Source organism: Gemmatimonadota bacterium (assembly GCA_039715185.1).
GTDB lineage: Bacteria > Gemmatimonadota > Gemmatimonadetes > Longimicrobiales > RSA9 > DATHRK01.
Genome location: JBDLIA010000003.1, coordinates 42,683 through 69,229, shown reverse-complemented (window position 1 = coordinate 69,229; position 26,547 = coordinate 42,683). Strand labels below are relative to the sequence as shown.

General features: G+C 69.1%; 19 protein-coding genes and 1 riboswitch. Of the genes, 6 read left to right on the top strand and 13 right to left on the bottom strand.

Features of this window, described 5'->3' with window-relative positions; all coding sequences use genetic code 11:
- Positions 1 to 5: 5 nt before the first annotated feature.
- Together ABFS34_01210 and ABFS34_01205 are read right to left on the bottom strand one after the other, a co-directional pair.
- Positions 6 to 8,585 (bottom strand): glucoamylase family protein, encoded by an 8,580-nt coding sequence (locus ABFS34_01210; protein MEN8374048.1) that lies wholly within the window; start codon positions 8,583 to 8,585, stop codon positions 6 to 8.
- Positions 8,582 to 9,529, bottom strand: coding sequence for a universal stress protein (locus ABFS34_01205; protein MEN8374047.1), 948 nt, complete (start codon positions 9,527 to 9,529; stop codon positions 8,582 to 8,584). The genes ABFS34_01210 and ABFS34_01205 overlap by 4 nt, the downstream gene beginning before the upstream one ends.
- A 315-nt stretch (positions 9,530 to 9,844) precedes the next feature.
- Here ABFS34_01205 and ABFS34_01200 point away from each other — a divergent pair, with 315 nt between their 5' ends.
- The gene (locus ABFS34_01200; protein ID MEN8374046.1) at positions 9,845 to 10,513 is read left to right on the top strand and encodes a BON domain-containing protein; all 669 of its coding nucleotides are present in this window, start codon (positions 9,845 to 9,847) and stop codon (positions 10,511 to 10,513) included.
- 103 nt (positions 10,514 to 10,616) lie between these two features.
- On the opposite strand, the gene ABFS34_01195 is transcribed toward ABFS34_01200, so the two are convergent.
- Genes ABFS34_01195 through ABFS34_01170 form a run of 6 tightly spaced genes read right to left on the bottom strand, consistent with a single transcriptional unit; the run spans position 10,617 to position 15,234 of the window.
- Positions 10,617 to 11,990, bottom strand: a complete 1,374-nt coding sequence (locus tag ABFS34_01195; protein MEN8374045.1) for an MBL fold metallo-hydrolase — start codon at positions 11,988 to 11,990, stop codon at positions 10,617 to 10,619.
- Between the two features lie 11 nt (positions 11,991 to 12,001).
- On the bottom strand, positions 12,002 to 12,445 hold the full coding sequence (locus tag ABFS34_01190; GenBank protein ID MEN8374044.1) for a heme-binding domain-containing protein: 444 nt from the start codon (positions 12,443 to 12,445) through the stop codon (positions 12,002 to 12,004).
- Between the two features lie 23 nt (positions 12,446 to 12,468).
- Complete coding sequence (locus ABFS34_01185; GenBank protein ID MEN8374043.1) at positions 12,469 to 12,966, bottom strand: CDP-alcohol phosphatidyltransferase family protein; 498 nt, start codon at positions 12,964 to 12,966, stop codon at positions 12,469 to 12,471.
- Complete coding sequence (locus tag ABFS34_01180; protein ID MEN8374042.1) at positions 12,963 to 13,850, bottom strand: L,D-transpeptidase; 888 nt, start codon at positions 13,848 to 13,850, stop codon at positions 12,963 to 12,965. Before ABFS34_01180 ends, ABFS34_01185 begins: the two co-directional genes overlap by 4 nt.
- A 13-nt stretch (positions 13,851 to 13,863) precedes the next feature.
- Complete coding sequence (locus ABFS34_01175; GenBank protein MEN8374041.1) at positions 13,864 to 14,670, bottom strand: ZIP family metal transporter; 807 nt, start codon at positions 14,668 to 14,670, stop codon at positions 13,864 to 13,866.
- Between the two features lie 12 nt (positions 14,671 to 14,682).
- Positions 14,683 to 15,234: a hypothetical protein gene (locus ABFS34_01170; protein ID MEN8374040.1), complete on the bottom strand. Its 552-nt coding sequence runs from the start codon at positions 15,232 to 15,234 to the stop codon at positions 14,683 to 14,685.
- Positions 15,235 to 15,487: 253 nt separating this feature from the next.
- On the opposite strand from ABFS34_01170, the gene ABFS34_01165 reads away from it, so the two are divergent.
- A complete protein-coding gene (locus tag ABFS34_01165; GenBank protein ID MEN8374039.1) occupies positions 15,488 to 16,456 on the top strand; it encodes a universal stress protein in 969 nt (322 codons plus the stop codon).
- Between the two features lie 61 nt (positions 16,457 to 16,517).
- Here the strand turns inward: ABFS34_01165 and ABFS34_01160 are convergent, their stop codons facing one another.
- The gene (locus ABFS34_01160) at positions 16,518 to 16,856 is read right to left on the bottom strand and encodes a DUF5335 family protein (GenBank protein MEN8374038.1); all 339 of its coding nucleotides are present in this window, start codon (positions 16,854 to 16,856) and stop codon (positions 16,518 to 16,520) included.
- A gap of 146 nt (positions 16,857 to 17,002) precedes the next feature.
- Between ABFS34_01160 and ABFS34_01155 the strand changes: the two genes are divergently transcribed.
- The 3 genes from ABFS34_01155 to ABFS34_01145 all read left to right on the top strand — a co-directional run bounded on the left by ABFS34_01155 (position 17,003) and on the right by ABFS34_01145 (position 20,491).
- Positions 17,003 to 17,557, top strand: a complete 555-nt coding sequence (locus tag ABFS34_01155) for a VIT1/CCC1 transporter family protein (protein MEN8374037.1) — start codon at positions 17,003 to 17,005, stop codon at positions 17,555 to 17,557.
- Between the two features lie 52 nt (positions 17,558 to 17,609).
- Positions 17,610 to 18,287 (top strand): hypothetical protein, encoded by a 678-nt coding sequence (locus tag ABFS34_01150; protein ID MEN8374036.1) that lies wholly within the window; start codon positions 17,610 to 17,612, stop codon positions 18,285 to 18,287.
- 161 nt (positions 18,288 to 18,448) lie between these two features.
- Positions 18,449 to 20,491, top strand: coding sequence for a S9 family peptidase (locus ABFS34_01145; protein ID MEN8374035.1), 2,043 nt, complete (start codon positions 18,449 to 18,451; stop codon positions 20,489 to 20,491).
- A 160-nt stretch (positions 20,492 to 20,651) separates the two neighbouring features.
- Here the strand turns inward: ABFS34_01145 and ABFS34_01140 are convergent, their stop codons facing one another.
- Positions 20,652 to 21,863: a pilus assembly protein TadG-related protein gene (locus ABFS34_01140; protein ID MEN8374034.1), complete on the bottom strand. Its 1,212-nt coding sequence runs from the start codon at positions 21,861 to 21,863 to the stop codon at positions 20,652 to 20,654.
- Between the two features lie 620 nt (positions 21,864 to 22,483).
- A riboswitch (cyclic di-GMP riboswitch) is annotated at positions 22,484 to 22,561 on the top strand.
- Positions 22,562 to 22,610: 49 nt separating this feature from the next.
- On the opposite strand from ABFS34_01140, the gene ABFS34_01135 reads away from it, so the two are divergent.
- Entirely contained in the window at positions 22,611 to 23,357 is a 747-nt protein-coding gene (locus tag ABFS34_01135; GenBank protein MEN8374033.1) for a hypothetical protein, read from the top strand.
- 201 nt (positions 23,358 to 23,558) lie between these two features.
- On the opposite strand, the gene ABFS34_01130 is transcribed toward ABFS34_01135, so the two are convergent.
- The 3 genes from ABFS34_01130 to ABFS34_01120 are packed head-to-tail and all read right to left on the bottom strand — an operon-like array spanning position 23,559 to position 26,472.
- On the bottom strand, positions 23,559 to 25,058 hold the full coding sequence (locus ABFS34_01130; GenBank protein MEN8374032.1) for a HEAT repeat domain-containing protein: 1,500 nt from the start codon (positions 25,056 to 25,058) through the stop codon (positions 23,559 to 23,561).
- Positions 25,059 to 25,066: 8 nt separating this feature from the next.
- Positions 25,067 to 25,933, bottom strand: a complete 867-nt coding sequence (locus ABFS34_01125) for a hypothetical protein (protein ID MEN8374031.1) — start codon at positions 25,931 to 25,933, stop codon at positions 25,067 to 25,069.
- Positions 25,930 to 26,472, bottom strand: a complete 543-nt coding sequence (locus ABFS34_01120; protein ID MEN8374030.1) for an RNA polymerase sigma factor — start codon at positions 26,470 to 26,472, stop codon at positions 25,930 to 25,932. Before ABFS34_01120 ends, ABFS34_01125 begins: the two co-directional genes overlap by 4 nt.
- Positions 26,473 to 26,547: the final 75 nt, after the last annotated feature.

The window sequence follows — 26,547 nt, the reverse complement described above, 5'->3', positions numbered from 1 at the left end:
GAACTTCAGCCCCGGTTCGTGCCGAGCGTCCAGGGGGGAGAGTCACTCGCGGGAAACGAATCCGCGGCGGCCAGATCGACGATGTCCTCGGGGGAACGGCCCAGCACGACGCGGACGGAGTGCGTGCCTCCATCGGACGTCAGGGGGATCCCTCCAGCGGGCACCTCGGCCCCGTCGAGATGGACCGACACGACCCCCCTGGAAACGTGTTCCGGGTTCAGCACGTCGATCTCCCAGCGGGTGCCGTCACGTTTGTGGACGATCGAAAAGCCGTTCCACGAGGCCGGGATGCAGGGGTCAATGTGGAGGTGGCCGGCCCGCGGCCGCAGGCCCAGGATCCACTCCAACCCCAATCTGCGTAGCCAGGCGGCCGCTCCCGTGTACCAGGTCCACCCACCACGTCCGACGCGCCCCGCACCCGAGTGCACATCCGCGGCGACGACGTACGGCTCGACCCGGTACGTTGCGGCGTCCGCGGGGGTAGCCGCGCGTACGACCGGATTCAATGCCCGGAAAACCTCGTGCGCACCCTGGCCGTCGCCGAGCTCCGCCAACGCCAGCCCGACCCAGGCCGCCGCGTGGCTATACTGCCCGCCGTTCTCGCGTGCACCGGCCGGGTAGTCCTGGATATAGCCCGGGTCGGGCACGGTCCGTTGGAAAGGCGGCGCCAGCAGGAGCACCAAGCGGTCAGCGCGCCGAACCAGTCGCTCCTTCACGGCGCGCAGGGCGACCTTGGCGCGGTCGGGACGTGCCCCCCCGGAAAGGACTGCCCACGACTGGGTGAGCGAGTCGATCTGGGCCTCGGTGCCGTCCGTGGATCCGATAGGCGAGCCGTCGTCGAAGAAGCCCCTCCGATACCACGCGCCGTCCCACGCGGCCGCCTCCAGCGCCTGCGCCAGCCGGCTGCGCCGCCTCCGCCACGCGCGCGCCCGCCCATCGTCGCCCCTCGCTGCGCAGACGGGAGCGAAGTCGCCGGCCACGCGGTACAGGAACCAACCCAGCCAGACGCTCGTACCCGTTCCTCCCGCGCCGACCCTGTCCAGCGCGTCGTTCCAATCGCCCGACCCCATCAGCGGGAGCCCGCGCGGTCCTTCCGTCCAACCGCGCTCGATGGCCCTGACGCAGTGTTCGTAGACGGAATGCGCCTCGGGGGTGGACGGAAACAGGTCGTACCGGTCGCCCTCGTCCTCGGCGAGCTCGGGTCCCATCAGGAACGGAACGCGCTCATCGAGGATCCGGCGGTCGCCGGTCGCGCTCAGATACTCCGATACGACGAACGGCAGCCACAGCAGGTCGTCGCTGCACCGGGTACGGACGCCGCGGCCGGTGTCGGGGTGCCACCAGTGCAGGACATCCCCCTCGCGAAACTGCTGGGCGGCGGCGAGCAGAATCTGGGACCGCGCGAGCCGCGGCTCATCCAGCAGGAAGGCGAGCACGTCCTGAAGCTGATCCCGAAAGCCGAACGCCCCACCCGGCTGATACAGCGCCGCCCGCCCGTACAGGCGACTGGAAAGCGTCTGATAGGCCAGCCACCCGTTCAGCATCAGGTTCATGCTCTCGTCCGGAGTCTGGACCGTCGTGCGCCCGAGCGTGGCCGCCCAGAAGCGCTCGACACCCTCCAGCGACCGTCTCAGCGCACCGGGTCTTCGGAAGTGGTTCAGGACGCGGCGGGCCCCGCGATCGTCGGGCGCGCTACCGAGCACGAACGCCACGCGCTTGGCCTCTCCCGGCCCGAGGTCGACGTGGATCTGGAGCGCGCCGCAGGGATCCAGACCCGCGCCGAACGTGCCCGCCAGGCCCAAACGGCTCAACGCGGCCGGCCGCGCCGCGCCGCCGTCGTCGAGGAACTCCTCCCGGTCCGCCGTGGCGCCGTGTACGCGCTCCGTGGACCCCAAGAAGGCAACGCGCCCAGCAGCCTCGGGCGTCCACGCTTGGTATGCGAGTATCGCGTCGGCGTCGGGATCGAGTCGGGTGCGGATGTGGGGGGCCGTCCAGACAGGATCCGAGCCCAGGACCCAGCGCGCGTAGTAGGTGCAGGTCAGCCTTCTCGGCCAGTCCCCGAGGTTCCGCAGCTCCACTTGGATAACCTTCGCCGACTCCTCCCTGTCCACCCAGATCGTGACGCTCTGGTCCAGGGCGTGGGAGCCATGCTCGAAGACCGTGGAGCCCCAACGGTGCCGGACGACGTAGGGCGCGGAAACCCCCGCGGGCGCCGGCATTGGGCTCCACACGCGACCCGTTTCCTCGTCTCTCACGTACAGCGATTCGCCGGTCGGATCGGTCACGGGGTCCCCAAACCACGGCGTCAAGCGGCTCTCCGAGCTGTTTTCGGCCCAGGTGAACCCGGCCCCGGACTCGGAGACAGTGCAACCGAAGCGCGGATTCGCCAGCACGTTGATCCACGGGGCCGGCGTCGACGCGCCGGGCTCGAGTCGGATGACGTACTCCCTGCCGTCCTGGGCGAACCCACCCAGGCCGTTGTCGAAGCGCAGGTCCTCTCGAGGTGCGACAGCCGCGCCGTCCTCGGCGGCTGAGCCGAGAGGCCGGCGAGCCGGAACGAACGGCGGAAGCGGCGCCGGGGGAGCCGCGCGGAGCGCCAGGAGTTGGCCCTCGACCGATCTCGAGGCGTCGATCGTAACCGCCGCCGCGCGCTCCAGCCGCCTTCTCTGCTCCGGCGCGATCCGGGATGTCTGCACGTGGACCACCCTCCCGGCCCGCGTCAGGCGGGAGCCGAGCCCGATCGACTCGGCCGCGCGATCGAGCGCGGCCTTCAGCGGTGGGCTGTATCCGGTGCTGGCATCGTCCAGGATGACCGTGTCCAGGCGCACTTGGCGGCCAGCCAAGAATACGTGCGCGCGCAGCGCAACGAGTACCTCGTGCACATCGCTTTCTGCGCCTACTCGGACGAGGACCAGCGGGCTATCTCCCGAAAGGCCGAGTCCCCATAGCGCGCCGATTCGTGAGTCGTCTGCGCTTTCGTCCACCCGCCTGCGGCCCGCGTGGTAGGGCCGGGCCAACGCCGACAGGAGCGAAGAGAACGCCTCGGCGAGCCTCGGTGGCGCTCCGAGCTCCTGGAACTCCTCCTCGCTGCGATCGCGTGCGCGCTCGGCGGCCCAGTTCAGGCGATGAGGGGAGCGGAAGCGCTCGAGCAGACTCAGGACGGTGGATCTTTCGGTTCCCGCAGCGGTCAGGAATCCGATTTCTCGCACCTCGCCCGCCGGCAGGTCGAGTTCCCAGGCGAGCACGCAGGCGGGATCGATGGCGTCACCCCACGAGCCCGCCAGGGCCACGTCGCCGTGCAACCCCTTCGGCGCGCGGGCGCTCCCGCCGCGCCCCAGAAAGCTCCCCCGGTCCGTGTCGAAGCCGCGAAACGACGTGTCAGGAGAGAGCGGAACCGCGCTGTGTGCCAGCCAAGCCGCCCCCCCACGCGCGGCGTCCCGGCGCTGGAAGAGCACTGTCTTCGTCGGTTCATCGAATTCGGAGGCGATGAACATCTTGTTGAACGACGGATGTCGACGCTCCGCGGCGGGCTCCGCCAGCGCGATGTCTCCGTAACTGACCACCATGAATCGGCGAGCCGAATCCGACTCGTTCGTCAGCGTCAGCCGGCGTATCTCCAGGGCCATTCCCGGAGCGATCGTGATGCCCAGCCGGGCCGATATGGAGCCACGACGCCGGTGGAACCAAACGCCGTGCGGGCCAAACGTAACCTCGCCCTGCCCGGCCATCGCCTCGGCGGGAGCGGGGGCCGACGTCGGACTCCATACCTCGCCGGTGTCCAGATCCTTCAGGTAGATCCACCACCCGTCGGGACACGCGGCGGAAACGGGCCGCCAGCGGGAGAGGGCCCGCCCCTTCCAACGGAGCCCCCCCGAGCCGTCGGCCCCGATCAGCTCGCTGAACGACCCGTGGCCCAGGACGACCGCCGCGGGGGGGCTCTCCCCGGATCGGGGTTGCCACTCGACCACGGCGTGACGGGTTCGTGCTCTGCGGATGCCCGCCGTATCCGCCGGGCGCGGCCACGCCTGGACGATCGCTCTAGGCGGCACCTGCTCGTACAGCAGAAACTTCGCCGACTCGACCCCGGGGTGGTCCTCGAACCGCCTTCTGATCACCCCGTCAGTGAGATGGTTGTCCAGCGCGGCGAGGATCATGCCCTGGTGATGCGCCATGTAGGTATGGACGATCCGGCCCGGCCGCCCGCGTCGACGCTTCGGAGACCCATAGTCGATCGCGTCGTACAGACCGCACTCCCCCATCATCCCCTCGGCCTGCAGCGCGGCCAGGTTGTCCACGACCGCCGCCGGATCGAGATCGATCGCCAGGACGGACGCGTACGGAGCGACGACGAGCCGTTGTCCGAGATCGGGTGCGAGGCCCAGGTCCGGGACTCCGAACGCGCGATACTGATAGGTGCCGAACGCATCCGTCTGGGCGTAGGCGGATTCGGAGATTCCCCAGGGGATGCCGTTGCGACCACCGAAGGCCCGCTGGGCCTCGACGGCCGTTCGGCAGGCGAGTTCGATGAGGGACCACCGCTCGAGCCGCAGGAAGAGCAGCGGCATGAGGTACTCGAACGCCGTCCCGCTCCACGAGACGAGGCTCACCGTACCGCCCCTGCGCCGGAACGGTCTTCGCAGGTGGACCCAGTGGCGCCCGGGCACGTCTCCCCGAGCGATGGCAATGTAGCTGGCCAGGCGAGCCTCGGAAGCGAGCAGGTCGTAGTGGGATCCGTCGGGCAACCCCGCGGACACATCGTAGCCGATGCGGAAGACCTCTCGGTGAGGGTCGTAGAGGAAGGTGAAGTCCATCTCGGCAAACAGGCGTTCGGCCTCCGTCGCCAGCGCATCCAGGCGGAAGAGGAGGTCTCTCGCGGCGGCCTCGGCGCCCGCCGCATCCGCCTTCCAGCTGTGGATCAAGGATCGGCCGTCGTGCCCGGGGGGGACTCCAGCGCGCTCCATGGCCTGGTCCAGGGACTCCAGCCCGGCCCTCACCAGCCGCGCCCTCTCGGGCAACGCGCGGAGCGACACGGGCTCCCGGGCGAGCGCCGTGAGGTCGGCCCAGTGAAAGTCGGTAACGTGGCCCGAAGCCGCGGAGCGGATCGCCTCTGGAAGTTGCGACGGATAGTCGATCCAGGGAGCGACGAGAACGGCGTCCCGGTGGCAGTGTTCGGCGAGCTCACGCGTCTCGCCCAGCGAGGCACGGAGCCGGCGCAGGGTGGTAGCCGACAGCGCAGTGGGGTCGGCCTCCGCCGCCTCGACCAGGTCGGTCTCGATCGCCGGCACGAGCTCATCCGCCACCTCCGCGAAGGTGGCGCTCCACGGAGCCGACTGATCCCAAGTCTCCACGCCGTCGGCGAACACCTCGAGTCGCCGCACCCAGGCCTCGAGAACGGCCAGCGATCCCTCTTCTGCGGCGTCGGTGAGCTCCTCGGCCAGGACACGCACCGAGTCCGCGAGCCCCCGACGCTCAGCGTCCCGGGGGACGACGCTATCCGGGATGTCCCCTAGCCCACGCGATAGCGTAAGCAGCGAGGCGGCGAGATTGCCGCTGTCGACCGTCGAGACGTACCGGGGCTCCAGCGGCGCGAGATCCTGGGTGCTGTACCAGTTCAGGAAGTGCCCCCGATACCGCTCGAGCCCGGCCAGCGAGTCGAACAGGTTCGACAGCGTCGCGGCGGCTCGCGCCGGGGTGGTATACCCCAGATCCAGACCGCACAGCACGGAGAGCGCGCCGAAGCCGATATTCGTGGGCGAGGTCCGGTGCGCGACGAGCGCCGGCTCCTCCTGGACATTGTCGGGTGGAAGCCAGTTGTCCTGCGGCGTCAGATAGCGCGAAAAATACCGCCAGGTTCGTCTCGAGAGCAGACGCAGCTGGAGCTGCGCGTGCGCGTCCAGGTCACGAGCCGGGAGCCTTCCTTCCTTGCTGGCCGCCTTCAGGATCGCTGGCGAGAGAGTCCACAGGAGCAGCAGGGCGAGGGTGGCGAGCCCCGCCCCGCCGTAGCCCGCGCTCGCCAGCGCCCCGACCACCGCCAGCGCCGGTCCCGGCGCCAGCGCCGCCCACTTACGGCCTCTTCGAACCGTGCTATGCCGCATCCGGGCGGATGTCACCCATTCCAGCCGTCGCCGATTCGTGATGTATACGCGGGTGGTGGCGCGGGCGACGGCGTCTGCCTCGGTGACGGTCTGTGCGGGCAGGAGAGCGAGATTCAGACCCCAGCGAAGGGCACCGGTGAACCCTGACCGCCAGATCGGCCGCCGAAACGAGCCGCGCCGCAGAAGCGCGCCCCAGGTCCTGGATCCGAGGGAGGACAGGATCGCCGGAGCCACGAACAGCGCGAAGAAGACGATCGTCCAGCGCTCGACGGAACCGGGCAGAACCGTCCAACCCGCCACCAGCAGCAGAAGCAGGCTGGAGCCGGTGAGGCTGCGTCGGAGATTATCCGCGATCTTCCAGCGATCCAGCCCGGAGAAGCCGGAGCGCACCCGCTGACCGCTCCGCGACGGCACCCGGCGGCCAAGCCATGGCACCAACTGCCAGTCGCCACGAACCCAGCGGTGAAGCCGATCGAGATACTCGCTGACGCGACCGGGATAGTTCTCCAGCACGACGACATCGGAGATCAGACCGGCGCGGCCGAACAGCCCCTCCAGCAAGTCGTGGCTGAGGATGGCGTTTTCCGGAACGCGACCTTCGGTGCTGCGCTGGAAGGCCGCCACGTCGTACAGCCCCTTGCCGGCGAAAATCCCCTCGCCGAACAGATCCTGATACACGTCTGATGCGGCGTGCGTGTAAAGGTCGAGCCCAAACCCCCTCTGCATGAGACGGGCGAACTGGGTGCGTCGTGCACTGGGGGGCGCGGTTTCCACGCGAGGCTGAAGCACCGTGTAGCCGCTGATAACGGCGCCGTCCTCGTCGAAACGAGCGCGATTGAGCGGGTGAGCCAGGGCGCCGACCAAGCGCGCGGCGGTCCCCTTCGGCAGAAGCGTGTCGGCGTCCAAGGTGAGGACGTATCGGATCGCGTCCAGGCGACCCGGCGACCCCTCGAGAATTTCCAGCGACGAGGGGCGACCGAGGATTCGGTCGTTCAGCTCGACGAGCTTGCCGCGTTTGCGCTCCCACCCCATCCAGCGGTCCTCGACGCCGTTCCAGGTGCGAGCGCGGTGCAGTGCGAAGAATGGTCCCTCGGTGCCGGCTTCGTAGATCCGGTTCAGGCGGGCGACTCCCTCGCGAAGAACGTCCAGGGTCTCGGCTTCGCCCTCGAGGTGCTGCGCGTCGGCGTCCGCGAAATCGGTCAGCAGGGCGAACGAGAACAGCGCGCCGGAGTTGCCCTGATAGTTGATCTCCAGTTGGTGAAGCGCCGCGTGCACGTCGTCCGGGCTGGCTATCAGGACGGGCGTGACGACGAGCGTGCGCGCGTGATCGGGCAGTCGAGCCGGGTGCAATTTGCACAGGCGCCGAGGGGCGGCGATCCGCGCGGTCACCGCGTTGGCCACCGCGACCGCCACCGCGCTCGCGGGGATGGCGGCGAGCACCGTCGCCAACGCGGTCGGTACCCAGCCGCGGCCGAGGGACGTGGGAACGAGCGCGAGGAGCACGGCCAGCGTGACCGCCGCGACGCCGACCATGTAGAGCGCGAAGGCGTGGTTGGCGAGGAAACGACCCAGGCGTACGCGCGCAGGCGCCCGAATTCCCAGGTCGGCCTCGAGGCCGAGGCGAAGGTCGGGATCCATGAGCCAGGCACCGACGTGGCGCTCCTCTTCTCTGGATGCCCGACGGGAGCGGTCGACGGCCGCGCCGGCTAGTTCCGTCTCCTCGCGTGCGCCCCATACCGACATCTCTTCGATCGCGTGGCGGTAACGGTCCCGGGTAGCGAAGTCCGAGCGTCCATAGACTCCGGCCGGCTCGGCGTCCAAAGTGCCGTGCACCAGGCTCGAACTCTCCACGAACGAGCGCCAGTCGACGACGGAGAGGACACGCAGGCTCTCGACGTAGCGCCCAACCGCGTCGGACAGGCTTTCGAGTTCGGAGCTCGGCCGCGAGTCGATCGCCGGGACATGGGCACCACCGAATAGCCGGTGGGTCGCAGCCAGAAGCCTCTCCAACGCCGAAAAACGCAACATCGTCGGCAGCGCCCAGAGCTCGGCCAGCCGAAGCGGCTTGACGGTCTGGTAGTCAGCGAGCCAGTCGGCTGCGGACTCGGGCGAAAAGGGTTCGCCGAGCCCGTCGATCATGTGGGCGGCGATCGCTTGGACCCTCGGCTCTCCGCGCAAAGCGCCTTCCCTCAGAGTCGGCAATCGGTTGTAAAACGGCCGCGGAAGCTGACGGCGCACCAGCGTGGTCGCTTCCCTGACGAGGTAGAAGTTGTCGAGCAGCCACTCGCTCCCGCGCGTTTCCAGCACGGGGGTGGCCGCGGTGAGAAGATGATCGCGGGCGCGCGCCAGACCGGAGGCCAGCGCCTGGACCCTGCGATCGAACCTACGATACGAGCCGGACCGGTCGGTGACGTCCTGGCCCGAGGCCAGGCGGGCGGCCTTGCCGATCTCTGCGGCTTCCAGCGGAGTCGGTCCAGCGGCTGCACTCATGGCGCCGCCGGCAGCGCCTTCCTACTCCATCGATTCGATTGCGGCGCCAGCCGATAGCGGGGCTCGATGGTCGAGTCGTGAAGCACCAGAATCGGCACGTCGGTGCCTCCGAGCAACGCGTTGGACACCTCGCCGTACGAAGGCCGCCCGCCTTCCTGGGGCGCCCCCACGGCGGTCACGATGAGCGAGGCGCCGGCCGCCGAGGCGGCCCGCCGAATGGCGCGGGCCGGGTCCGGTCCGGTGAGCACGACGGTAGCCATCCGCAGTGATCCGTCCTTGAGCTCTCCGGTCAGCGACTTCAGGTGCCGCTTGGCGGCCGAGGCCGTCGAGCGCTGCAGGTCCTGGGCGGACGTTTCCGGGATGTCCCCGCCGTCGATCGTGGCGGCGACGGGCAGCGCATGGGCCAGGATCAGTTCCGCGTCGTGCGTCCTGGCGATGGTCGCGGCGAGCCGGGCGGCCCAGTCGGATCGAGGCGTCTGCCCCAGCCCCACCAGGACCGACTCGTAGATAGCCGGGCGCCTGGCCACCGTCGCGCCCTCCTTCGAAGGCACGACCATGATCGAGCAGGGCGCTCTGGACAGGACCTTGAACGCCGTTCCGCTCAGGCTGAAGTCGGTCATGCCACCGCGACCGTGACTCGTCAACGCGATTACATCTGCGCCCGCGGCACGCGCGCAATGGAGTATCTGCTCGGAGGCGCGCCCCACCGAGAGCTCGACGGACGCCCTGCAACCAGCGCCGGAAAGCACGGCCGCCACATCGGCCAGATAGCTCGCCGCCTCAGCTCTTTCCAGCCGCCATTCCAGGCTTCCCTCGGCCTCTCCTCCTCCCACTACGCGCAAACACAGAATTTCGGCGTTGAAGGCGCGAGCGAGCGCCGCCGCGTGAGGGATGGCCTGGTCAGCGAGGGGTGAGCCGTCGAGAGGGAGCAGAATCTTCTTCATGTGTTCCACCGGGGATCGCGGGAGGTGGAAGACGCGACACACCGAGGTGCCGGCTTGTTGAATAAGATAGTGCTGGCAACCGCTGTCCAGACAGCAGGGCAACCCCTTGATTCGCGTCGGAGAACTCCCGACAAGGGGCGATACCCGTCGATTTCCGCGCAGGTGTTCAGAGCCTCCCGACGAGAACGCGGGTTTTGCCCGACACTAAAGGAGTGCGCCCGCGCCCAGATTTGGAGTGATGGAGAAGTGTGGAGCGGGGGGAACGGGACTGTTCGGCCTCCGTCGGCCTTCGCTCAGAGCGCCAGGAGGTGTCCAATGGACGAAGACAGAGAACTGCGGCAGGACGTCATGGATGAGTTGCAGTGGGAACCCGGACTCGACGCGGCCGCCATCGGCGTCGCGTGCGAAGACGAGGTGATCACCATGACCGGTCACGTGCCCACCTATCACGACAAGCTGCGCGCCGAGGCCGCCGCGAAGCGGGTCGGCGTCATGGCGGTGGCCAATGACCTGATCGTGCACCCCATGACGATCCAGACGCGAGACGACACAGACATCGCGAAAGCCGCCAAACGGGCCCTCGAATGGAACGTGTCGGTTCCCGAGGACGCCGTGACGGTGATCGTGACAGATGGCCGTGTGACCCTCGAAGGAGAGGTCGAGTGGAGGTATCAGCGGTCCGCCGCGGAGACAGCCGTGCGGTACCTGCTCGGGGTCAAAGGCGTTTCGAACCAGATTCGTGTGGTGCCCGCGGCGCAGCCCACCGAGGTGCGGCAGAAGATTCGGTCCGCGCTGACCCGCAGCGCCGCTCTCGACGCCGACAGGATCCAGGTCAACGTGACCGGGACACGGATCACGTTGAGCGGCAACGTGCGGTCCTGGGCCGAGCGGGATGACGCGGAGAACGCGGCCTGGGCCGCGCCCGGCGTGACGTCCGTGACCAACGAACTGATGGTCCGGAGGCTGGCGGCCGTCACTATCTGACGAAGCGACGAAGACCGTCCCGCCGCCGGCCGAGGCTGCGGGACGAGTCCGCCCGGATGTCGCCGTCCATCCGGGCGATCGCGTAGTGGATTGTAGCAGTCCACTAGGGGACTGGGCACCATCTCTCGAGATGGTCGGCGACCCGTACCGACGGGGCCGCTCCCCGTAGGCGACGTCTGAACTCGTCCAATTCCCCTGGCTCGCCGTGCACCAGGTGTATGACGCGGGGCCGGCTCGGGGCCGTTTCCAGCCACGCCCGCAGCTCCCGTCCGTCGGCGTGCGCGGACAGCCCATCCAGCCGCGCGACCTCACACCGCACGGGCCAGTCCCGACCGTGTATGCGCAACTCCTTCTCGCCCCTGATCAGCGCGTCGCCGCGCGTTCCGGCCGCCTGGTGTCCCGCCAAGATGAGCGTGTTCCTGTGGTCGCCGCCGAACACCTTGAGATGGTGGAGTATGCGACCCCCCGTCAGCATGCCGGCGCCAGCGACGATCACCATGGGCCCCGCCCGCTGGTCTATGCGCTTGGAGTCATCCACGCTCATGGCGACCCGGGCCCTCCCGAAGGCGGCCTCGCACTGCCGCGGGCTGAGTCGGTGGTGCGCGACGTGGTCCAGGTAGAGCGAGACGACCCGCGCGGCCATGGGGCTGTCGAGGTAGACCGGTACGTCGGGTACCTCGCCCGCCTCCATGGCCTCGTGCAGAAGCCATAGGACCGCCTGCGCCCGGCCGACGGCGAACGCGGGCACCAGAACGACGCCTCCGCGGGCCACGGTCCTGGTGACCAGGGTCGCGAGCTCGGCGCGCGGGTCGACGGCCGGGTGCTCGCGTGCCCCATAGGTGCCCTCCAGCACCAGAACGTCGGTTGCGTCGAGGGGCTCGGGCGGCGGGATGACGGGATCGTCGGGCCGCCCCACGTCGCCGGAGAAGGTGACCCTGCCGGCGCCGGTGTCCACTTCGACTCGAGAGGCGCCCAGGATATGCCCAACCGATCGGTAGCGGACGTCGAGGCCGGCGACCGGCGTAGTCTCATCGAGGGGTTCCACCGTCAGGCGCCCCAGCGTGGCCGTGACATCGTCGGTCGTGTACAGCGGCTCGGCGGGATGATGCCTGGAGTAGCCCCTTCGGTTCGCCCGCCGGGCGTCCTCCTCCTGGATGCGAGCGCTGTCGAACAGCAGCACCCGCACGAGGTCGGCCGTGGGGGCGGTGCAATGAATGCGCCCGCGGAAGCCCTCTCGGACCAGCCTGGGCAGATACCCCGCGTGATCCAGGTGGGCGTGCGTCAGCAGCACCGCGTCGATCGATTCCGGGGCGACGGGAAACGGCGCCCAGTTGCGGGCGCGCAGGACCTTCAGGCCCTGGAACAGGCCGCAGTCGACGAGCAACCGCGCGCCCCCACGCTCCATCAGAAAGCGGGAGCCGGTCACCGTGTTCGCGGCGCCCAGAAACTGGATGCAGTAGGCGGGATCCATGGCCATCGCTTCGTCCCTTACCGATCCCCGTCGGCCGCCCAACTCCTCAGGATCTCACGATCCGCTGTTGTCAGGCGGGCTTCCGAGTGGAGCCATACATACATCGCCGGCGGCATCTCGCCTTCTGCGACTTCCTCCCAGGTCTCCTCGAGCAACTCCGCGAGCTCTCCCGCGGGATAGGAGCCCCAAACCGAGTAGTTGACGGCTTCACGGCCCTCGCTCACGTCGCGGGCCACGAGCCAGGACACGGGCGCCACGCGGCTGTACCACGGCCACGTGGTCTCGTTGGAATGACAGTCGTAGCAGGATCGCCGAAGCACTTCCAGGACCGCGGCCGGAGCCTCCAGCTCGGCGCCGATCGGGGGGTTGCTCCGATTCACCGGGATCAGTTGCGCCAGGATCAGAGCGACGACCAGGCCGGCCGCAAGATAGGCCAGGGACCGCCCGCTGGGTTTCTTCATTGCGGATTCCTCCTTGGTAGCACCTACGTGCGCGCCGAGCGCGCATAGTCGCGCAACGCGACCAGGCCCGCGGCGGCCACGAAGATCGCGAACCACGGCGCCCCGCCGGGCCACACCAGCGCCACGCCCACGCCGCCGAACTGCATCCAGGTGACCGCCTTGCCCGGCAGTCGGGACGGCCACCGCCCGGCGCGGCCGCGCAGCAGAAGCACTCCTACGCCCAGGGCCACGCCGATGTCGCGGGTCAGGAACGCCGGGATGGTCCACACGGGCAGATCCCGCTGCAGCGCCAGGGTGACGAACGCCACCAGCATGAACGTCTTGTCGGCGACGGGGTCCAGAAGCTCCCCCAGGCGCGAGGTCTGCGATCGCGCGCGGGCGATCTTGCCGTCCGCGAAGTCGCTGACCGCCGCCAGCGCGAGCACCGCGAGCCGCGTCGGCATGGCCTCGAACAGCAGGAACGCCGCAGCCAGGGGAATGCGCAGCAGGCTGATCAGATTGGGGGCGCTCAGCAGGTTCATGGCGAGCCCGTCCTCAGTGAGTCGATGGGGATTGCGGTCGACGCCTCGTCCGGCCCGGGCAGCGCTTCGCGCACGCTGCGGCTGACGCGTTCGGTGATGTCCAATCCGGCGTCCTCCAGCAGCCGCAAGACCTCCTGAACCGGTGACGACGCGAGCCCATAGACATCGGGGTGCAGTTCAAGGCGTCCGTCGCGAACCTCGGCGATCCGGTAGACGACCGAAAGCCTCACGGGCCGCTCGAGTGATACCGTCTGCGGAACCGTGTCGTCGCTCGCGGTGGCCTCGACGGGGGCCGCCGTGGCCGTAGAGGCGAGTACCAGGTCCGCCAGGCGCAGGACATCGTCGTTGCTCAGCCGTACGCAGCCGTGCGAAGACGGGCTTCCGATCGACACGGTGTCGGGCGTCCCGTGGATGAACAGCAGGCTGTCGAAGCGCAGCTTCACGCGACCCATGGGGTTCTCCGGCCCGGGAGGCTCGGGGTCGCGGCCCAGGGCCCACTCGCTGTCCGGAGGGTGCCAGCCCGGGTTCCACGTGATCTCGGTAACCTCGTACTCGCCCGCGGGGGTCGGGTAGCGCGGCGCGCCCACCGCCACCGGGAAGCTCGCGTCCACCACGCCCTCCTGGAGCACGTCGAGCCGGAACGCGGGCACGTTCAGACGCAGCTCCATGTCGGCGCGCGTGGGGCCGTCGGGTGCGGTCGACGCATCGGCCAAAGCGCAGCCGACTGCCGCCGGGCCGGCTACGGCGGAGCTCAGCGACCGAGTTCCGAGGCGGTCAGCGGGGTCCGCGCCCGCCGAGGCCGGCGGCTCCCACCGACGCCCCACGGACATGGCCAGAACCAGCCCGCCCAGGGCGACGGCGGCTGTCAGGCGCGCGCGCGACACGTCGAGTCCTCCTTCAGCCCAGGGCCAGGTCGAGCATGGTCATCAGCGCGAAGCCGCACAGCGTCGCCACCGTGGCCAGGTCGGCCCGCCCGCTCTGCTGCGCCTCGGGAATCAGCTCCTCCACGACCACGTAGAGCATCGCCCCAGCCGCGAAAGCGAGGGCATAGGGGAGCAATATGCTGATCGAGGCGACCGCCAGCGCGCCCAGCACCGCGGCGACGGGCTCGACCACGCCGGAAAGCTGGCCGTACCAGAACGCTTTGGCCCGCGACACGCCCGCCTGACGCAGCGGAAACGCCACGGCGGCTCCTTCCGGCAGGTTCTGCAGGCCTATGCCGACCGCCAGGGCCACCGCGGGAGCGTACTCCGTACCCGCTCCCAAGAGCGGGTGGGCGGCCGCGCCGAAGGCCACTCCCACCGCCAGACCCTCCGGCACGTTGTGCAGCGTGATGGCCAGAACCAGGAGGGTGCTCCGCTCCCACTGCGTTGAGATTCCTTCGGCTCGCGGGGGCTTCATGAACGGATGCAGGTGCGGCACGATCTGATCCGCCACCAGCAGCACAAAGCCGCCCAGAAGGAAGCCCGCGGTGACGACCAGCCACGGCCGCGCCCCCTGCGCGCGGGCGACCTCCGTGGCCGGCGCCAGCAGGGACCAGAAGGCGGCGGCGATCATCACGCCGGCCGCGAAGCCGAGCATCGCGTCGAGCACCGGCCGTGGAAAATCGCGACGCGCCAGCACGACCGCCGCGCCCAACGCCGTCAGCGTCCAGGTGAACACGCCGGCTATCAGGGCGAGGACGGGCGCGGGTGTAGCGGACATGAACTCCACGGGTCAGCGCCCCCTGCGGGCCCGCCATGTGCCGGTCTCTTCCCTACCGTCGTGATCGTGGGTCGTGAGGAACGTTCCGCTGATGGTGTTGCCCTCGATGCGGCCCTTGAAGATGGTCGTCAGCCGACAGCCGCAAACCGGGTCCCGATACGGCTCGAGCACGCCCTTCAGGTACTGGTTCTCGACCCGAACGAACGCGATGCGCAGCGCTTCCGGGGCGGCCGACGGCGGGGCTGTCTCCGGGCCCGCGCCATCCCGCGCGTACGGCAGTCTTTCTCCCTCCCGGTGCATCATCACGTGCCCGCGGGCCGTATCGGCTGACGCCTCCAGTTGGAAGATGAGCGAGCCCGCGCGACCCGATTCGCCTTCGTAGTCGCCGGTCCATATGCCGACGAGTTGCTCCAACTCACCCGGCGCGCCGGCCACCGGAATCGTGTCCGGCAGCGTGGTACACGTAGCCAACGCCAGCGCGTAGGCCGGCGCCCAGGCCAGCCCTCGAAGGCCGACCGGAGAACGCGCCCCGGCCACTTTCGGTTGGCTTGGTCGATAACGCATGAGATCACCTCCCGCGGGCGCCCGTTAGGCCCGCTGCACTGTAGTCTAGAAAGGCGCGACCCTGCCGCAGAGAGTAGAAGCTCACCATTATTGTAGGGAGATCTCCCCACGGCAAAGGGATCTTCCCGACAGACACCAATCGCGCTTACAGCCACGATTGGATTAGTGGAGCGCTTCCGATCCCGGCCAGGCCAGACCGGCCTGCGAGCGCCATTGGGGGCGGCGCTCCCGACCTTGAAACCGGAGGTGAACCATGCGCCGAATCCTGGTTCCATTGGACGGCTCGCCCCTCGCCAGGTGGGCGCTGCCATGGGCGCTCGCGCTCCGGGCCGCGCTCCGCGGCGAGGTAGAACTGGTCGCCGTGCACTCGCCGCTGGACATCGATTGGGGGCCGGCGGCCGAGGGCGTTTGGAACGTCGAGGTGCGGAAGGCAGAAGAGGCCACGCTCGCAGCGGAGGCCACAAGGATAGAAGAGGCAGGGCACCCGCGTCCGTCCACGCTACTGCTGGAGCGGGCGCCGGGACCGGCGATCGTGGGCCGCGCGGCAGAGACCGACGCGGACGTGATCGTCATGGCCACGCACGGGCGTGGTGGAGTGAGCCGCGCTTGGCTGGGCAGCGTTGCCAGCTACGTGGTCCGACACGCCGACGCCCTCGTCCTCATCGTCCACCCAGTCGACGACGGCACGCAGCCGGATCTCCGGGCCCTGCCGCTAGTCGATACGATCCTCATGCCGGTGGACGGCTCCAGGTTCGCCGAGGCAGCGACGCCGCACGCCGCGGAACTGGCCCAGGCGTTCGAGGCCGGCATCGTTCTCATGCGAGCCGTGGCGACTCCCTACATCGTCGGCTCGCCATACATGCCGCAAGGCACGCGCATGTACGCGGAGGAGCGCGAACGTCGACTTGCTACCGCGAACGACTACCTGCAGAACATCGAAACCCGGATCGAGGCTCCTGGCGCGGTCCGCTCGATCGTAGCGGAGACCGAAGCGGCCCACGCCATCCCCGCGGTCGCCGAGGAGGAGGGCGCGGACCTGGTGGTGATGGCCACTCACGGCCGCGGAGCACTGCTCCGGACCATCGTCGGCAGCGTGGCGGACAAGGTCATGCGAACCTCGCCGGTACCGGTGCTGCTGGTGCGACCCGAACGGCAGGAGTTGGAGAGCACGCCGGCCGAAGAGGCCACGCTCGAGGTCGCGCCGCCCGGACCGGTCATGTGACGCGACCGCGGCATCGCGCGGCCCTGGAAAGGCCTGGACCATGGCGGTCCAGGCCTTTCATCTAGATGGGCATGTCGGGTGAGAGTACGTGCAGAAGGGTCTGCCCGCCCACGTGCGCGATGCGCAGTACTTCGCGACGTTGACCGCTGGGGCCCAGCAGGTCGATCTCGCTCGGGTCGTGGATCGCGTGCGTGAGGTGGGCGCCGTCCGCGGGCACGAGCATTACTTCAACGTCTCCCGACCTTGGATCATATGAGACGCCGCGCAACAGCGTATCGCTCGCTTCCGTCTGTGCGCCCAGGTCGACCATGTCCACCTCCAGGCGCACCGGGTAGTTGACGTTGCGGTTCGTAAAATCGGCGAGCGTGGTGATCCAATCGGGTTTCGCGATCGCAGGCATGAGTCCCTCCGGTCTCAGGGGATTCCGCGGCCGCGCTCCGCCGGGCGTGGCGCAGCTCCGACAAGCCCAAGATCGCGCGCCGCGCAAGCGGACGAAGTCGGGCGGGCTCCGATGCCGTGTGGGGGAACCTCTGCAAACTAATGAACATGTCCAAATCGACGCCAAGCAATCACCCGACCCTCGTTACGCCGCGAGATGTCGCGCGACACTACCTGGGCGATGTCGTCTACGGGGCCAACGACGGCATCATCACGACGTTCGCGGTCGCCGCCGGCGTGGCCGGCGCGAACCTGTCGCCGGCGGTGGTACTCATCCTGGGAGGCGCCAACCTGCTCGCCGACGGCTTCAGCATGGGCGCGAGCAACTTCCTCTCCGTCCGCTCCGCGGCGGCCGTCGAGAGACTGGAGGCGGACAGCATCAGCGAGCCCTTCGCGCTCAAGCACGGGTTCGCCACCTTCCTGGCGTTCGTGGTGGCGGGCTCGGTGCCGCTACTGGCGTTCGCGTTCCCGCTCGGCGGCCTGGATCCGTTCTCCGTAACGGTCGTGCTGACGCTGGCCACGCTCTTCGTGGTCGGGGCGGCCCGCACGTTCGTCACCCGGGGCCGATGGTGGATAGAGGGCGCCGAGATGTTCGCCGTTGGCGCGACCGCGGCCGCGGTCGCCTACGGCGTCGGAGCGCTGCTCGCCGGTATCGTACCGTGAGCGCGGCTACGCGACTCGACCAACTCCGCTCCTAGGGGTACTTTCGCGGATCATGTCGAAATCGCTTCGCTCGCACCGCATCGGCGGCCTGTTGCTGGAAGCCGCGTCGGTCGTGTTCGCGGTCCTGGTCGCCCTCGCGGTGGATGAGTGGTGGGAGGACCGGGAGAACGCCCAGCTTGCCGCGCGCGCGCTGGATGCAGTTGCCGCGGAGATGGAGGACAATCGGCGCGCCGTGGATGACTACGGCACCTCCGACGACCCGGACCAGGTGCTCGAGGGTCTCCAGGCCGCGATCGCCGTGTACCGCGAGGGCGACCAGCCCGAAAGCGTGGGCGTGGAATGGGACATCGCGCTGCTCTCTTCGGCGGCCTGGGAGACGGCCCAACTGACCCGTTCGACCCAGTTCATGGAGCTGGAGCGGGTCATCGAGATCGCCCAGATCTACGAATTTCAGCGATTCTTCGCCGGGACTCAGGAAGCGCTCGTGGCGGGGATATCGACAGTAGAGGCGCGTCTGGAGACACAACCCGTCGCGGCGCTGCTGGAGATCCGGTCCCGGTACGCGCTCGCGCTGGCGTTGAGGCGCACGCTGTCGGGACTCTACGCCTGCGCGCTGCTGGATTTCGACTCCACCGCCGAAGACGCGCGCGACCGCTGCGTTCCCGACCTCGGGGACCAGACCGGCACGCCGGCGACGGAAACCGTCCCGCCCAGCGTTGAGGACACCTAGTGTATCGTTGCAGAAGTCCCGTAGGCATTCGGAGCACACGGGACTTCCGCGCCGGCACACTAGCGGGGCGCCGGAGCACACCACACCGAGCACGAAACGGACACGCCATGCAACCTGTAGCCACGCAGCGCCCAGGCCATTGCCCACGGATCGCGATCGCCTTGGTCCTCGTTGGCCTGTCTCCGGGCCTGGTTCTCGCGCAGGGTGCGCGCTCCGAGGCGGGCGCCCGGGCGTTCCAGCCTGAAGACGTCTTCCAGCTGGAGTGGGCCGCTGACCCGCGCATATCGCCCGATGGGCGGCGGGTCGCGTACGTGCGCATGGCCATGGACGTGATGACGGACCGCGCGGTGGGGTCCCTCTGGTTGGTCTCGGCCGACGGCTCCGACCATCGCCCGCTGCTGGACGAGCCGGGGCGCGCCTCGTCTCCGCGCTGGTCGCCCGACGGCGGCCGACTCGCCTACGTGGCCAGCGACGACGGCCGCTCGCAGATCTTCGTGCGCTGGATGTCGAGCGGTCAGACCGCGCGCGTGACCCAGGTCGAGCACGCGCCCGCGGCGCTCGCGTGGTCGCCCGACGGCCGCTGGCTGGCGTTCACCATGCTGGTGCCGGGCGATGGACCTCAGGTGGCCCAGCTGCCGCCGCGTCCCGAGGGCGCGGAGTGGGCCGAGCCGGCGCGCGTGATCGAGAGGGTGCAGTACCGCTCCGATGGCGACGGCTTTCTGGAGGAGGGCTTCACGCACGTATTCGTGGTGCCAGCCGACGGAGGCACGCCGCGCCAGCTCACGAGCGGCGACTTCGATCACGGCGGATCGCTCTCCTGGACGCCGGACGGAGAGGCGATCGTGTTGTCGGCGAACCGGCGCGCGGACTGGCAGCTGTCGCCCCTGGACTCGGAAATCCAGCGGCTTCGGGTCGCCGATGGATCGCTCGAGACGCTGACCAGCCGCTTCGGCCCGGACGCAGATCCGGTCGTTTCTCCGGACGGCCGACGCATAGCCTATCTCGGGTTCGACGACACCTACCAGGGCTACAGGGTCACTCAGCTCTACGTGATGAACGCGGACGGCTCCGAGCCCCGAAGTCTGACCGCGTCCCTGGACCGAAGCGTGGCCGACCCGCTGTGGGCCGCCGATGGTCGATCGGTCTACTTCAGCTACGACGATCGGGGCGACACGCGGGTCGCGCGGGTCGATCTGCAGGGGCGGGTCACGGATGTGGTCGACGGCGCGGGTGGGCTCTCCATCGGCAGACCGTACGCGGGCTCGGCGTTCTCGGTGGCCGACGACGGCACCGTCGCGTACACGCACACCGCGGCGGATCACCCGTCCGACGTGGCCGTTGCGCGGGGAGGACGGGCCGATCGGGTAACGCGGCTCAACGCTGATGTCCTGCAGCACCGCGCGCTCGCGGAGGTGGAGGAGATATGGTACGAGAGCAGTCACGACGGGCGGCCCGTACAGGGTTGGATCGCGAAGCCGCCGGGCTTCGATCCCGACCGGCGCTATCCCCTGGTGCTCGAGATCCACGGCGGGCCGTTCGCCAACTACGGCGTGCGCTTTTCGGCCGAGGTGCAGCTGTACGCAGCGGCGGGATTCGTCGTGCTCTATGCCAATCCGCGCGGCAGCACCAGCTACGGCGAGGAGTTCGGCAACCTCATCCACCACGCCTACCCCGGGGACGACTACTTCGACCTCATCAGCGGCGTGGACGCGGTGATCGAGCAAGGCTACGTGGACCCGGACCGCTTGTTCGTGACCGGTGGCAGCGGCGGCGGCGTGCTCACCGCATGGATCGTGGGGCGCACGGATCGCTTCCGGGCCGCGGTGGTGGCCAAGCCCGTGATCAACTGGTACAGCTTCGTGCTGACGTCGGATGTGCCGGCGTTCTTCTATCGGTACTGGTTCCCGGCGCCGCCCTGGGAGGCGGCCGAGCATTACCTGGCGCGATCGCCCATCAGCTACGTCGGCAACGTGTCCACGCCCACGATGCTGCTCACCGGGGAAGAAGACCTGCGCACGCCGATCTCCGAGAGCGAGCAGTTCTACACGGCGTTGCGGTTGCGCGAGGTGCCCACGGCCATGGTCCGCATCCCCGGAGCCTATCACGGCATCGCGGCCCGGCCCAGCAACCTGATCGGCAAGGTGGCCAACGTGCTGGAGTGGTTCGGCCGCTGGGACGACGCGCCCGAGCGGCCCACGACCTGACGGTCGCCGCCACCGGGAACGAATCGACCCCCGAACCCGAAGGTCCGGGGGCCGAGCGCCCGGAGGTTTGGAGGCAGCCGTACTGCTGGCATCCTCCGGACGTTGCTGTCCGCCCGCGGCCGCGTGATCGGGGTGCGCAGGCGATCGACCGGTCCGTTCGCTATTCGACCAGCCGCAGCACCTTCACCAGGCTACCGCCACCAACGTCGGAGAAGCTGTTGCCAATGCCCGGACCGATGATGCGGGCGCGCACCGGCTCCGCCTCGCCGGCCATGCGCTCGTCGATGAACACGCGCACGAAGTTGTTGAACGCGATGGTGCTCTTCCCGGGCTTCAGGTACTCGGACGGGTCGAACACGCCGATGGTGATCACGCGCGGGCCGGCGTTCAGGCCGTAGTCGCTGCGCACGACGTGGCCGTCCCAGAACGCCGTCGGGTCCTGATCGTAGAGGTCGTTCACGCCCTTGATCGTGGGACCCTCCATGTCGCCGTTCTCGGTCTCGTACTCCTCGCCGATGAATACCGGCGTCAGGTTGCACTGACAGATGTTGGCGCGGTACGGCCTCGCCCCCGATTCCCCGTTCGCCTCGGCGCACGACTCATCGCCGACCCGGCCCTCCTCGTCGGGGATGATCCAGGGGAAGAAGAACGAGTCCACCGGCGCGTCCGCCGGGTCCACGTTGTCCTGCGAAGCCTTGATCGTCAGCAGCCTTCCGTAGTCGCCCTTGTGGTCGCTGTTGACGTCGTACGCCCAGTCGCTGCCGTAGCCCGTGGCGGTGGTGCTGGTGGGGTCCTCCCAGTCGTACGACTCATACTGGTCGCCGCCTTCGGGGTCGTACTGCCAGCTCTCCCACGGGTCCCAGATCCTGTTGCCGTCGTCGCTGATGGACTCCATCCAGCGGTCCGGCAGGGCGAACGGCTTCACGCAGGCGATGTTCGTCCCGCCGGGCGCAGTCTGCGCCGCGGCCGCCGACTGAATCGGGACCGTGTGAACGCCGAAGATCTTGGCGAAGAACGTCTCGTTGTTCGCCCGCGAGATCGTGACCCGCACGAGTTCGTTGGCCGGATCCACCTGGATGTTGATCTCCTCGGGGCGGAGGCTCACCTCGCGCGAAACCTGGTTCAGCGTGAAATCCCGGGCGCGCTGCGTAGCGACCGGAGCGGCGCGGTCCTTCGGGAAATCGAGGAAGGCGCTCGCGCCGGCCAGCGAGCCGGCGTCGGCTGCGCGCTGGAGTTCGCTGCGCACGACGAACAGGGCTCCGACGTCGATGGCGAGGCCCGCCATGCCGATCAGCACCGGCATGCCGAGCGCCACGATGACCAGCACGGAACCTTTGCGGTCTCTTATGAAGCGGTGGATCATTTGCGACATCTTGCCTCCGGACGGACGTCCGGTGTCCGCTTCCCCGCGGCTTCGAGCGTCGAAGCGCGGCTGGCGGCTACCGCGTCGTTCTACTGAGCCAGGCCTCCGCTGCCGAGTCCGTGGCGGATTGCCACGCGTGCGAGGAGAGGGGCAAGAAGCGGCGCCGGGAAGCCCGCGCTGGGTCTAGCGACCCTAAGTGGTTTTGTACTAAGCGCTTAAGGGCGTTGTGGAGGTGCTACACGGGGGCAGGTGGGGAGATCATCGAGGACGCTTTTTGCCGCCGTGCGCGCACTTTTTGCGCGATCCGGGGGTGACGTGCCACGCGTCTCGCCCGTGCATCGGATGTTGCGACGAACTTGCACTTTGCCCCGCCGTCGATGCCCGGTGAAGGTTGGTGGAAAACCCCCTTAAGTCATTTGAGGAATATGTATTACAGGCCTCCTGCCAGGAGGGCATGGCCCTTGAGGTGATAAGCGGCCGATCGAAGCAGAACGGCAGTCGGTAGCGCGCAGCTCCCTTCTTTTTCTCCCGCGCCGCGCACTCAAGCGTTTTCTGGCACGTGCCAGTGGCCATCGTTCCCAGCGGCCAGGCATCCAAAGACGCGCGTCGCTTCGTTGACAGACGAGTCCTTTCGTTCAGGGCACCCCGGCCGCGAGGCCGGTCCGCAAAGCCAACGGGTCTCCGCGGGAGACGGCCGGGCTACCGAAGGAGGAAAATCCGGTTTTCCGGATCCTTTTTCTCGAAGGGAGCAGTTGCATGCGATTCAATCGCGTATTGGGCGCGGTTTGCGCGCTCGGCCTGGTGGCGGCCCTCTGGACGTTCGCCGCCCCATTCGCCCCTCCGGCGATCACGGCGTTGTACGCGGAGTCGGCGCCACCGCGCCTTCCGCAACCCGCGGCCGTTCAGCCCATCGTTTCGGGGACGAGTCTTCTCGTCGCCTGGGAGAGCGCCGGGGAGGTCAGTTCGTTCGAGGTCGTCGTACGGCACCCCGCCGGCGGCACGACCATTCCCTCACAGATCGTTCACGGAGCCAGCGCCGCGACATTCGACGTCGGCGACGTGAACTTCCGGGCGGGTCCGTATTGCGTGCAGGTGCGCTCGATACCGGGGCCCGGCCAGGAGGATCTCGCCAGCCCGTTCACCGACTGCGCACCGGTGGCGTCGTTCGTGTGCAACCTGGACTGGCAGGTCGAAGCCGTACCGGGCGCCCTCGAGGTCGTCGTGTTCGGCTCTGCCAGAACTGACGTGGCGTCGTTCGACCCGCGCACCTTCCGTCTTGGAGACGGCGGGCAGGGCGGCACGCCGGCGTTCACCACTCGGCTCGCGGACATCGGCGGGGCGGGCGGGGCGGACGGCTACCGCGACCTGGTAGCGCGCTTCGACCTGGAGCAGATGCGCCGCAACGGCGACTTCAGCTTCGAGACCGCGGCGTTCTATCTGCAGGCGATGACACGCGGCGGCAGCCCGGCGTGCGGAAGCCTCGGGCTGCAACGGTCCGGCTGACCGCTCGCTTCGGAAAACAGCAAGGCTCGGCGCCTAGGGGTGCCGGCCAACTCCCCAGCAGTGCAAGCAGGTGAAGGACCTGTAGGATTGACGGCAAGGACGGAAACGTACATGGCGCGGTCGAGTGGCCACGCCGTCAGCGGCCCGAAGGGGGGACGCCACGGCCCGGCGAGGAGACTCGCCGGGCCGTTCTTCGATGGATCAGCGCCGGCCCAGCAGCTCGGCCAGGGCCTCACGCGCCGTGGGATCCTGGCGCTGGTTCAGCCAGAAAATCGCCATATCCCTCAACTCCGGCGTGCGGGCCTCACGCGCGATGTCCAGAAGCGCACGGGAAGCCTCCCAGCCGGGCCGCTGGCCGATGACGAATACCCCGTGCTCGCGAAGCTCACTGGTCTCGAGAGCGCCGAAAACCTCCACCAGATCCCGCGTGTCGGTGCCCACCCGGCCGTACCTGAAGAGCGCCGATTTGCGTAGGTCTGCGTGCTCGCTGACGTCGAGCGCCCGCTCCCGCAGCCACCCAGCGGCCCACGGGTCGCCCGCGAGGCCGATAGCGTCGATGACCCGGCCGCGCAGACGCGGATTGTCGATGTCGGGGTACGCTTCGGCGAGGAAGGCTGGGTCCCTGGCGGGAACGTCGGCCGCCAGCCAGCCCACCGCCCGCAGGCGGATGGACTCATCGGCGGACGCGTCCAACACGACGCCCCGCAGGGCGCTACGCGCCACCGGCGAATCATGCCGAGCGAGCGCGAAGGCCGCGCGCTCGCGCACGCTGGGCTCGATCGCGTCCCTCAGCAGCTCCGCCAGCGCCGTAGCCACCGCCGGGTCGTCCACCGAGGAAAGCCAGAAGACGGCTTCGGCGCGTACGGTCGGGTCCGGGTCGTAGCGCGCGACGTCCACCAGCAGCGGCCCAACCCCGGCAGCCTCCGTCTGGGCGGTGAGGAACACCGCCTGCCTGCGGAGGGGCGCGGAGCACTCATCGCGCATGGTCAGGACGCCCCGCAACACGGGCAGGGCCAACTCGTCGTGCAGTCTCCTCAGCGCGTTGAGCTCGGCGATGCGAACCGGGTGCTCGGCAGGCGAACACAGCGGGGCGCCCCCCGGGAAGCCGCCGAGAGCGTCGCTCAGGGCGACGGGGCGTCCGGCGATGGTGATCGTCGCGGGCCCGGCCCCGGTGGTCTCTCCGGCGGCTGCAGCTCGGTTGATCGCGGCTACCGCGCCGGGGTCCCCGGCCATGGCGAGCGCCGACCGGATGCGCACGTACAGCTCTTCGGTGTCCCGCCCGGGCGCCGCCGCGCCGACCCGCTGCTGCTCCAAGACCGCCAGACCACGCCGGTAGTTGTCCACGCCGCCCAGCCGGTACAGCGCGAAGGCCTCGTAGTACGCCGCGTCGGCCGCCAGGCGGGCGTCCAGCGCGCCCTCTCCGGCGACGCGGAATAGCGCGGCGGCGCGTCGGTAGTTGCCGACGTTCAACGCCTCGCGGGCCTGCCGGTACAGCACCATGATTTCCGGCGAAGTCTGCTGCAGCGCGCGACGTTCACCGCCCGCAAACAGCAACGAGGCACTGCTGGCGACCGCTGGACGCCCGGATCCGGATCCGTCGACCGCGGCCGCGGTCGACGGCGGCGCCGTCGCCACCATGGACACGAGTAGAACCGGCAGCGCCAGATGCGTGCGGGCTCGTCTGAATGGCGTCTCGTTCATGCTCTTCCTCACGTACCGCTCGTAATCGGTCCCGTCGGCAGCACTGCCCTGATGCGATGCAGCAGCTGCCTCTGTTCCACGGCCCCCTCGATTAGTGCGATCTCACCCTCCGACGTCGCCCCGTCCCCCAGCCGTACGAGCTGCGCCAGGACGAGCTCGAGATCCTCCAGCAGATTTCTTATGGCCGGGTCCTCCGCGGCCGGTGAATCCATCAGCAGGCGCGCCTGGCTGAGCATGTCCTCACTCCACAGCGCCAGCGACGCCGCCTCGCCCGTCCGAGCCGACGTGTCCACGCCGCTCAGCAGGGTTTCGGCTCGACCCAGGGTTTCCAACGCCGCGACCCGGTAGATGGCTCCAGCCCCCTGTTCGTCCTCCGCCCCGGGTTGCGGCGCCAACTCGCCCGGTGTGGGAGCGGGCGTCCGTGCGTCGGCTGCACGGACCGCGGAAGCGATCCGTGGCGAAGTCACCGGCCCGACGTCCGCGGCCTGCGCCCCCGGTCCGGCCACGTCCGTACCGCCCTCGGAGGCCGCCGAGACGTCAGCGGCCTCGGCCATGGGTGCGGCGTCGGGGGTGGCCCCCGGCGTGAGAGCCGATTCTTCGGGAACGCCGCCGGCTTCCGACTGCGGGAGAAAGCGTCCGATGGCGATGCCAACGATGAGCGTGGCCGCTATCGGCAGCGCCCAGGCGAGCCGCCGCCAGGCCACCGTGCGCCGGCGCTCACCGCCGCCTACCACGGTGAGCGCCGGGCGAGCGGCACGACGCGCCTGCACGGCCAACCACAGCCGTTCCCGCGGCGTATCGGGCGGCGGGTTGTACGCCGCCCGCAGCTCGTCGCTGAGCTCCTCGAAGAATTCGTCGGACATTTGTTCCTTCATGGTCGGGATCCCTCCACGACATCCGCCAGCAGCACACGCAGCTTGCGTCGTGCGTAGTGCAGCCTCGCCTTGCTGGTACCCTGCGGAATGTCCAGCGCCGACGCGATCTCGGCGTGGGAGTACCCTTCGACTTCGTACATCACGAACACGAGCCGCTGCTCCTCCGGCAACTCGTCGATGGCCTGCTTCAGTCGCTCCCTGAGCAAGGGAGCACGGGAAGCTCCCGACTGGCCGTGTGTCGACACCGCATCGAGCGACACCTCCCTGCCGCTCGTGCGCTTTCGCTTCCTCAGCGCGTTCAGCACCACCGACACCCCAATGGAGTGCAGCCAGGTGCTGAGCGCGGCCTCCCGGCGAAAGCCCGGGAGACGGTCGAACGCCCGCACGAAAATCTCCTGCACGCAGTCGCTCGCCAGATCCTCGTCCCCGGTCATGCGGAAGGCGAGTCTGTAGAGTCGATCTACGTGCGCATCGAACATCGCGCGTTCCGCGGCCGGATCTCCGGCGAGCACGCGATCGATGAGCGCCGCTTCCTCCAAACGGCCTCCGCGCGGGGCCCGATCATGATCTCGACCTTGGGACACGTATCCGTTGCTACGGGTTGGGTCGTGGCG